The organism is Acinetobacter sp. C15 (assembly GCF_013420645.1).
GTDB classification, from domain to species: domain Bacteria; phylum Pseudomonadota; class Gammaproteobacteria; order Pseudomonadales; family Moraxellaceae; genus Acinetobacter; species Acinetobacter indicus.
On record NZ_VOXR01000066.1, the window covers coordinates 1 to 9,313 of the forward strand.

At 44.7% G+C, this 9,313-nt stretch carries 6 protein-coding genes and 3 pseudogenes; 4 read left to right on the plus strand and 5 right to left on the minus strand.

The window, feature by feature from the left end; all coding sequences use genetic code 11:
* From FTT63_RS14265 to FTT63_RS15935, 4 genes and pseudogenes are all read left to right on the plus strand, one after another.
* Positions 1-120, plus strand: a pseudogene (locus FTT63_RS14265) (IS30 family transposase); the annotation flags it as partial.
* A gap of 9 nt (positions 121-129) precedes the next feature.
* Positions 130-1,287: pseudogene (locus FTT63_RS14270) on the plus strand (RHS repeat domain-containing protein); the annotation flags it as partial.
* A gap of 20 nt (positions 1,288-1,307) precedes the next feature.
* The gene (locus FTT63_RS14275) at positions 1,308-1,799 is read left to right on the plus strand and encodes a hypothetical protein (protein ID WP_001195446.1); all 492 of its coding nucleotides are present in this window, start codon (positions 1,308-1,310) and stop codon (positions 1,797-1,799) included.
* A gap of 15 nt (positions 1,800-1,814) precedes the next feature.
* Positions 1,815-2,383, plus strand: a pseudogene (locus tag FTT63_RS15935) (hypothetical protein).
* Between the two features lie 190 nt (positions 2,384-2,573).
* Here the strand turns inward: FTT63_RS15935 and FTT63_RS14280 are convergent.
* The 5 genes from FTT63_RS14280 to lptE all read right to left on the minus strand — a co-directional run bounded on the left by FTT63_RS14280 (position 2,574) and on the right by lptE (position 8,960).
* Positions 2,574-3,992: an efflux transporter outer membrane subunit gene (locus tag FTT63_RS14280; protein ID WP_127799882.1), complete on the minus strand. Its 1,419-nt coding sequence runs from the start codon at positions 3,990-3,992 to the stop codon at positions 2,574-2,576.
* A 10-nt stretch (positions 3,993-4,002) separates the two neighbouring features.
* A complete protein-coding gene (locus FTT63_RS14285; protein WP_127799884.1) occupies positions 4,003-5,982 on the minus strand; it encodes a MacB family efflux pump subunit in 1,980 nt (659 codons plus the stop codon).
* Between the two features lie 2 nt (positions 5,983-5,984).
* Positions 5,985-7,328, minus strand: a complete 1,344-nt coding sequence (locus FTT63_RS14290) for a MacA family efflux pump subunit (RefSeq protein ID WP_127799886.1) — start codon at positions 7,326-7,328, stop codon at positions 5,985-5,987.
* A 118-nt stretch (positions 7,329-7,446) separates the two neighbouring features.
* Entirely contained in the window at positions 7,447-8,436 is a 990-nt protein-coding gene (gene holA, locus FTT63_RS14295) for a DNA polymerase III subunit delta (RefSeq protein ID WP_005182351.1), read from the minus strand.
* Positions 8,433-8,960, minus strand: a complete 528-nt coding sequence (lptE, locus tag FTT63_RS14300; RefSeq protein WP_005182353.1) for an LPS assembly lipoprotein LptE — start codon at positions 8,958-8,960, stop codon at positions 8,433-8,435. Before lptE ends, holA begins: the two co-directional genes overlap by 4 nt.
* Positions 8,961-9,313 lie beyond the last annotated feature (353 nt).

Here is a 9,313-nt window from a genome sequence, read left to right on the forward strand (position 1 = left end):
GTTGCCATGTCACTGAATACTCGTCCTAGAAAGGCGTTAGATTGGCTTACACCATTAGAGAAATTTGCTCAGCTTGTTGATTATCATATGGCTTTTGAAACTGTCGCACCTCATGTTTGAATTCGCCCCTTATTTGGTTGGGATGGAGATTTAATGATATGGGAGTCTTTTAAATCTGCACAGACCAATTATACAAAGCACTATATTTATGAACCTGATAGCTTTGTTCCACTATTACAAGCAGGTTATAAGGATTTTATTCAACTGATAGAAACTCCTGATTATCAGGAATATCAAACAAAACCTTATTCTATTTATAAAGACCCAGTATGGAATAGTACTACTCGGAAAAAGCGTACTGCTTTAGAGCAGTTTACATTCTACCACTGTGATCAGGTCGGAACACCACAAACCATGACCAATATCCGAGGAGAGTGTGTATGGGAAATTCTCCAAGACACGTGGGGAACAGCATTAGAAATTAAAGCAGTAAATCAAGATAATCCATTTGAACAAAATAATTTACGCTTTCAAGGCCAGTATTACGACCAAGAAACAGAATTGCACTATAACCGTTATCGTTATTATGAACCTCATAGCGCAAGATATGTAAGTAAAGACCCGATTGGGTTAGAGGGTGGTATGAATACCTCTAGTTATGTAAGTGATCCAAATCAATGGATTGATCCAAAAGGATTAAATAGTTTTAATTATGGTGAAATGTTTGGTATTCCAGCTAGTGCCCAGTCAGGTCTAGCATATCAAGGTCAACGAAATTATGAGTGTTCTGCTGAAACAGGAGAATTATGTAAAATAAAAGTGCCACCATTATTTGATTATGTTGCATGTAGCGGCGGAGGTTTAGGAATAGGAGTGGGCTTTGTTAAAAATCAATGGACTGGCGAATATTATATTAGTGGTTCGAAGGATTCGCTATTAATTCCTGTAGCAAAATCAGTTGCTCAAAATAAACAATTTAGCGCTAAAGATCTGGCAGGGGCTAGTTGTGTAGGTGGTAATATTCACAACATACCAAGTTATACCAAAACAACAATGACTATGGGCGAGATTACAAATGAATTTGTAAGTGGAGCTTCAGTTACTGTTGGTGGTGGAGCTTATGGAGCAGTAGCAAACGTAGTGGTTCCATTAGTAAGTAAAAGCAGTCCTGTAAAAGGTACGTGGGCCTCTGAGTTAGGAGTAGGAACACCAGGTTTCAATGTAGGTGTGAGCGGTACTGTTAGTGTTGATACAATTTTAGATGCTGTGAAACCTAGTAAGAAATAATAGATTAGAGAGATTAAGTAATGCAAACATGGAATAAAGCCTTTTTTAAATTTATGACTATTATTTTAATGGGTACTTGCTGTATTGCATGCGATCTTAGAAAAAAAAATGAAGTAACAGTTGTTGAAAATAAGAATATAATAATTAAAAAATTTGAAAGTGATGCTGAATATATTTTTGGTAATCAAATTTTAGGTAAAAAAATATTTTCTTCCTATAATGCAGAACGATTAATATTTCAAGTGAAAGATCTAGAGCAAAATAGTGATAATTTTATAGATAAAATAGATGGTAGGTTGAATAAGAGGGGGTGGAACTATAAAGAAAAATACAAAGAAGCTTACATTTATTGTGATAGAGATATGAATCAACTTGAGTTAGTTCCTCCTATAAAGATAGGTACAGTTATGCAATCAGGAGAAGGACAGTCATTGAATCAGTTAGTAGATTATTGGAATATAGGTTTTATCCATTCTAGACATAAACGTTATGTATGTAATATGAATAGTTGATTGGGATAAATTATTATGATTGTGAGAAAATTCATATTTTCTTTATTCATTTTTAGTCTCTATTGCTCCCTAATAGCATGTAGTACTAACGCAACTAGCTTACAAGAGCTTTCTAAGGAGTTGTTCAGTGAATATCTATATGAAGTTGATACTGATAGGGCTTTGTTGCATAAATATGTAAGCATCTGATTTAAATAAATTTAATTTTGGATCAAAAAATAATCAAAACTTTTACAATCATATAGTTATGAAATCTTTGTGCAACAAAGCCTACTGATAGAAATAAAAGCTCTACTCAATTAATTGTGATAAAAATAAATAAAGAAAATTTTTCGATTAATGATTATAATGATGTTAAAAACAAACTATTAAGTAGAAAATGGGATTTTGTTGATTCATACGATAATTATTATAATTTTTGTAAAACTAATAATTATTCTATAGATATATTAAATCCTATTCATGATAGACATTATACAAGAGATGGTGATGAAGTTAATTTTAAAAGCAAAGATTATTGGTATTTTACATTATACTTTAATAAATTAGGAGTTAATAATTGTATGGAATATTATGGTAAGTAAATTTGATTATTTAAATCAGATGCTTACATATTTATGCAACAAAGCCTCCTAGTATTATGAAGTATAGAGATTATCTAATTGGTAATGATCCCTATCCAGAAGATTATTTTGATAAGTAATTAAAATAAATTTTTTATTGGTCTTTAATTATATAAAAAAAGCCCTTACGGGCTTTTTTTATTCCATAAATTTAAGGCAACTGCTGAATCGGACTCCCACCCAACGCCTGCAATAAAGTTACATAAGCATTATATTGACTCTGACGGGTTTGCACCAAAGACAAACGGGCATTACGCGTGGTTTCCTGTGCATCTAACAGATTTTTTAACGCCACTGCGCCGTTACGATAACGAACTTCAGTCAACCGTTCAGACTTTTCCGCCAGTTCAACATTACGTGCCTGCAAGGCAAGCTGCTTATCCAGCTCATTACGTGCCGATAATGCATTTTCCACATCTGCAAAGGCGGCATATAGAGTCTGGCGATACTGCAAAATCGCTTTTTCATATTCCAGTTCGTTGACCTGTAAATCACGTTTCATGTCATTCCATTGTAAAAATGGCAGACTTAATCCAGCACCCAAGGTCAAGGCCGGATTTTGCAATGCACTGCTTAGTGAGGTAGAGGCGACTACACCGCTAGAGAGCTTACCGGTCAAGCTGATCGATGGATAATAGCTGGCCCGATTGGCATCTTTATTGGCCAGGGCTTTACGCAGGCGTAACTCGGCAGCCTGTAAGTCCGGACGACGCGCCAATAATTCTGCAGGTAAACCGGCACTAATCTCCGGCAGCGCCGTGCGTGGTAAACGCGACGGTTCCTGAATATTCAGCTGCTGCACCGGCATGTTTAATAAAACCGCCAAGGCTGTCCGGGTTTCTACACGCTGCTGCTCAATCTGGCTTAAGGTCGATTTTTGGTTTTGTACCGACTGTTCTGCCTGGGTTACATCCAGACCCGATACCGCGCCAGCCCGATATTGTACCTGCACCAGTTCATAGGTTTTTTGTGCGGTCGCCAAGTTTTGCTGCACCACCTGATAGCGTTCATTTAAATAGCCCAGCTGCCAATACAGCTCTGCTGCTGTACCAATCAAACTCTGTGCAGTGGCCTGTAAATCCTGCTCGGTGGCTAAGGCTTCCCAGCGCGCAGCTTCGGTCTGGTTGGCCAGTTTGCCAAATAAATCCAGTTCATAACTCAAGCGTGGATAGCCCAGAGAAATTCCGGTCGAGGCATTACCATCGCCATCCAGACTAAAACGGTGCCCGGTTGAAATGCTGGCATCTCCAATCCGGATCCCTTGCTGGCTTTGAGACTGTCCCGCCTGTAGACGAGCCTGTTGCAGATTAATCCCGGCAACTGCCAGATCGCTATTGCGCGTCAAGGTTTGTTCAACCAGGGCATTCAGCTGGGCATCCTTAAACAGCGTCCACCACTGATCGGCCTGAACCTGAGCATGCACCTGCTGGCTAACCGCTTTACTGTTCTGGAAACTGCCTGGAATAGTCACAGCGGGTGCCTGATATGGGGTTTTCACTACCGCCGCACAGCCGACCAGGCTGCTGCTCAATAGCAAGGCGGTTGCAAGTTTACTGAAATTCAATTGCATGAAAGTATCCTTATTCTCGAGACAGGGCATCGACGGGATTTAAACGGGCAGCGTTACGGGCAGGAATAAAGCCAAACACAATCCCGATCAGGCTGGAACAGATAAAGGCTGCCACAATGGAGGTGGTGGAGTAAGCCATTTGGAAAGTCCCACCGGCGAACTGGGTAATCAGTTGTCCAATCCCTAAAGATAAGAGCACCCCGAGAATACCACCTAAAATACAGACCAGTACGGCTTCAATCAGGAACTGCTGCAAGATGTCACTTTGTCGGGCACCCACCGCCATACGAACGCCGATTTCCTGCGTCCGCTCTGTAACCGATACCAGCATGATGTTCATCACCCCGATACCACCCACCACCAGAGAAATCACGGCGATGGCTGAAATCAGCAGGGTCATCGTCGCAGTGGTCTGCTGGATGGTTTCACGGATACTATCGGAGTTTTGTGTAAAGACATCTTGCGCGCCATGTCGCTGTACCAGCAGATTCAGAATCGCGTTTTCAGCAGCGGCACTTGGGTATTCATCTTTTACGCGGACAATGATGCTACGTACATTCGACTGACCTAACATACGACTCATGACTGTTGAATAGGGCAAATACACATTCAGGCTATCTGAGTTACCCATCATGCTTTTTTGTTCTTCGATCACGCCAATGATACGGCTCGGCACACTACCTAATAAAATGACTTGACCCACAGGGTTGGTGCCATCGGCAAAGAAGGTATTTTTAGTATTACTATCAATCACCACATCTTGCGCTTGCTCAGTCACGCTTTGTTTATCAAAAGGCTGACCCGAAGCGAAGTTCATTCCTTTGACATAGAAGAAATCTTCACTCACGCCATTCACGGTGGTTGAAGCTTCAATCTCTTTATACCGTCCAGTGACACTGCTGTTGACCGATGGACTAACACCATCGACATAGGGCTGTTCCGCCAGTGCATCGGCATCTGCAGGAATCAGGGTCCTGACCTGAGAGGAACGTGAATTGTCCCCGAAGCCCCGGCCCTGATACACGGTGATGGTATTGGTACCCAGACTGCTGATGTTTTCCAGAATCTGTTTTTGTGAACCATTGCCGAGTGCCACCACTGAAACCACCGAGGCAATCCCGATAATAATCCCGAGCATGGTCAGAAAGGTTCGCATCCGGTGTGCATTCATGGCCAGTAAGGCCATACGGAAGGCTTCTCCCAGACGGTCCACCGCGGAGCGCCAGGACGAAATTTTCTTTTGCGTATTGCGCTGCAGTTGCTGTTTTTCTAGGGGGGCATCTTCAGTTTCTGGCGTATTCGGCTGATCGGAAATAATATTCCCGTCACTGATTTCAATAATCCGGCTGGCACTTTTGGCGACATTGTGGTCATGGGTGACCAGAATAATAGTATGACCCTGGGCATTCAGCTCGCGCAGAATCCGCATCACCTCGATGCCGCTATTTTTGTCCAGTGCACCGGTTGGTTCATCGGCCAGAATCACATCGCCGCCATTCATCAGTGCACGGGCAATCGAAACACGCTGTTGCTGACCACCAGAAAGCTGGCTTGGACGGTTCTGGGTTTTCTCGCCCAGACCCAAATCGGTCAGCAGTTTTTCTGCACGCTGATGACGTTCATCGGCATCGGCACCGGCATAAATCGCCGGGACTTCAACGTTTCCCGCTGCGGTTAAATCACCCAGCAGATGGTAGCGCTGGAAAATAAAACCAAAATATTCACGGCGTAACTGCGCCAGTTCATCGGGTTCCAGTTCACGGGTTTCGCGGCCATTGACGCGGTAGCTGCCCGAGGTTGGTTTATCCAGACAGCCTAAAATATTCATCAGGGTCGATTTGCCCGAACCGGACTGGCCGACAATCGCGACCAGTTCGCCGGGGTAAATCGCCAGATCGACACCCTTGAGAATCTGCACCGTTGATTCACCTGCCGGGAATTCACGAGTCAGATTCTTGACCTCGAGTAGAGGTTGCTGTTGTTGACTCATGCTTACATTCTCATTGGGCCGGAAGGACCACCACGGTTACTACGTTTGGCGCCATCGTTTGAAGTATCTGAACCATCGGCAATAATGACCTGATCACCTTCTTTCAAACCTTTGATGATTTCAACGCTAACCCGGTTATTTAAGCCGGTCAGGACCTGTTGCGGTTTGGCGCTGCCATCGGCCTGTAAGACACGTACCATTGCCAGTGCAGCTTTGCCTTGATCAATCAGGGCACGTTCCTGTTCGGTCAGGGTTAAGCGCGCAGGACGGTCACCGGCCGGGCGTTGACCACGAGCTTCAGATGCACCGCGTTCAGCCGGCGCCTGATCTGCACCCGGGGCACGGCTACGCTGTGGACGGTTAGAGGCCTGAATGGCTGCCGCTGGAATCATCAGGACATTTTTCGCTTCATCCAGCACAATTGACACCTGTGCGGTCATGTCAATACGCAATTTGCCATCTTCATTCGGAACATCAAACAGGGCGTTGTAATACACCGCAGAGCTTGAAGTAGAGGAACTGTTACTGGTTTCGGTGTTAATTGAATTTGGTGCCGGTTCAACCTGACGTAAAGTGGCGTAGTGTTTTTTCTCACTGTTGCCTAAGGTAGTGAAGTACACACGCTGACCTTCTTCCACTTTCATAACGTCGGCTTCAGAAATCTCCGATTTCACCGTCATGGTGTCGAGCTTGGCCAGTTTGACAATGGTCGGTGCACTCTGGTTGGCGTTTACGGTCTGGCCTTCTTCCGTAACAATCGCCACGACCGTACCATCCATGGGTGCAACAATACGGGTATAGCCTAAATCTTCACGTGTGGTGGCTAAGGTTAAGCGGGACTGTTCAATCTGGGCATTGATAGCAGCAATATCGGCCTGTGCGGTTTTGTAGCTGGCCAGTGCGGCTTCCAGTTCTGCACGTGAGGTCGCATCCTGATCATACATGGCCTGTTGTCGGCGATATTCAGCTTCGACTTTGGCAAGATTGGCCTGACGCACCGCCAGTTGAGCCTGTTGGTTTTTAATGCTGGCTTCTGCGGTTTTTAATTCGTTTTCCTGACGTACCGAATCAATCTGGGCAATCAGCTGGCCCTGTTTGACCTGATCGCCGAGTTCGACATACATTTTTCTGACCTGTCCCGACACCTGGGCGCCGACACTGACCATTTTGGTGGCTTCCAGGACACCGGTGGCCAGTACTGAATTTTCAATATCGCCACGACTGACAGCAGCGGTAATATACTGTGGCTGTTCCTGTTTAGGTTTTAAAAAGAACCAGGCTGCAGCAATAAGTGCCACAATGGCCAGCGCAGCAAGCACGAGTTTGGTTGGTTTTATTTTAGGCATGATCATCGAAACAGGTAAAAAGAATTAAACGGAATTATAAAAGCGAATTAAGGATAAATCGTGAATATTTTGAAGACATTGCAAATGATAATTATTCTATGCAGGTCTGAATATCCGGTTAAACAGCAAATAAAGGCCGACCACAGAGACTGGCAATGGCTTGCTGCACCAGCTGTTCCGGGTTGTCCTGACTGACGCCTTTAATAGCCGCATCAATATTTAATAACAGCGCTGGCCAGCTTAAAAACGTTTGTGGCGACAAACGGCGTACTGCCTGCTGGTAAGTGCTGACCTTGTTTTTCCAGATCCCCAGTTGCAAGGCATTCTGTGGTTGCTCAAACAGTTGCATCAGAAGCCGCATTTCCTTGCTGATACTCCATAAGATCAGGCTCATCGGCTCGCCAGAGGCAGTCAGATACTGAAAAATCTTGATAGATTGAGCCAGATTTCCGGCTAAAAGGGCATCGCTTAAATCATAAGTGGTATAGCGCGACTGGTCTTGCAGGCAGGCATATAAATGCTCAATCTGAATCTGTTCAAGGTCCGGAAATGTATCGCGCACCCGCATCAAGCTATTTTTGGCCGCCAGCAAGTTGTGTTCATGATGCTGTTCCAGCCATTGCCAGGCATCATTGGCCAGTTGAATCCCCAGTTTTTGTGCTTCAACTGCTAAAATCTGCTGACGATCGCGTGGGTAATTTGCCGTTAAGGCGACGCAAACGCCATTGGCCTCCACCGTCTGGAAAAAGCTTGACTTGAGGCTGCTGGCATCCTGCTTGGGCATGACCACCAGCAGCAGGTTATTGCTGTCTTGTTGTAAATAGCTTTTCAGCAGTTTTAAGCTGCTGGCATCGGGCTTGATGTTGCCATGCACTTCAACTGCCAGTTGGGTGGAAAATAAAGACAGGCTGTTTAAGGCATTAAAGACATTTTTCCAGTCACTGACGCTGCTAATATCATAGCGCTGACGTTCAATGTCCTGCTTCTGCCAGCTTTGGCGAAAAGCATCAATCAGGTTTTGTTCTAGTAATGGTTCCTGACCATGCAGCACCCAGGCCCCCCGGGCATCATCAATCCGTTTCAGGGCCTGTAAGTAATCCAGTTTCATGGTGCAGCAGTTTGGCTGGTCGATGCGGCAGGTAAGCGGTTTGATGAAATCTGACGCACAATTTGCTGGGCCACATCATCAATGATCACATCACGCAGGAATTTCTGTTCCTGATCATCGGTGTTCACTGTTGCGACATCATATTGATAGCTTCGGGTGGCGACTACGGTACGCGGTTCAGTTACCGGATTGCCTTGTGCATCTTCAATACGGAAAGTCACATTTAAACGCAGCATGGTTTCGACCAGCTTGCCATTTAATTCCAGACGGCGCGGGCTATAGTCGAGTACCCGCAGCAGATAGGCATCATTGCTATTGCTGAGCTGGACACCGGCGGCACCCAAATAAATCGACAGTTTTTCCTGTAATTCTTCCGCTTGGGCAGGCAGCGCCAGACGCATTTTCGAATAGGCCACCGGGGCGACGGTTGGGTTGGTGCCTTTCAGATGAAAACCACAACCGACCAGGCTAGTAGCTAAACCGCATGTAAGTACAATAGCTGCGACACGTTTGCCCAAATGCATGTGTTGTCCTCTGTGTTGGCCTGAATCAAGCGAAAAATAAAATGAGGTTTTGATTGTATGTGCAAAGCCCGTTGACTGGCAACGGGCTTTGTGTTTTTTAAGCCTCCCTTTGGTAAAGGGAGGTTTGGAGGGATTCGTCCTTAAAGGTCCCCCTCTTGCGCCATATATGGCTCACCTTTTACAAAGGGGGACTTCCACGGTCCATATTATAAAAAATGGGTTCTCCTCATTGCTGTCCCACAATTTTTCACAAGAGGAAGCTCATTTGAGCTTCCTCTTGTTTTATGGGTATTTTATCGGGTGAAAATAAAGCTTTTAAAGTTCTTCTTTCAAACAAATTCACTTGAATTATT

Excerpts from the sequence above, each read along its gene's own strand:
- FTT63_RS14290 (WP_127799886.1), bottom strand. The coding sequence starts at position 7,328 with ATGCCTAAAATAAAACCAACCAAACTCGTGCTTGCTGCGCTGGCCATT.
- holA (WP_005182351.1), bottom strand. The coding sequence starts at position 8,436 with ATGAAACTGGATTACTTACAGGCCCTGAAACGGATTGATGATGCCCGG.
- FTT63_RS14280 (WP_127799882.1), bottom strand. The coding sequence starts at position 3,992 with ATGCAATTGAATTTCAGTAAACTTGCAACCGCCTTGCTATTGAGCAGC.
- FTT63_RS14285 (WP_127799884.1), bottom strand. The coding sequence starts at position 5,982 with ATGAGTCAACAACAGCAACCTCTACTCGAGGTCAAGAATCTGACTCGT.
- lptE (WP_005182353.1), bottom strand. The coding sequence starts at position 8,960 with ATGCATTTGGGCAAACGTGTCGCAGCTATTGTACTTACATGCGGTTTA.
- FTT63_RS14275 (WP_001195446.1), top strand. The coding sequence starts at position 1,308 with ATGCAAACATGGAATAAAGCCTTTTTTAAATTTATGACTATTATTTTA.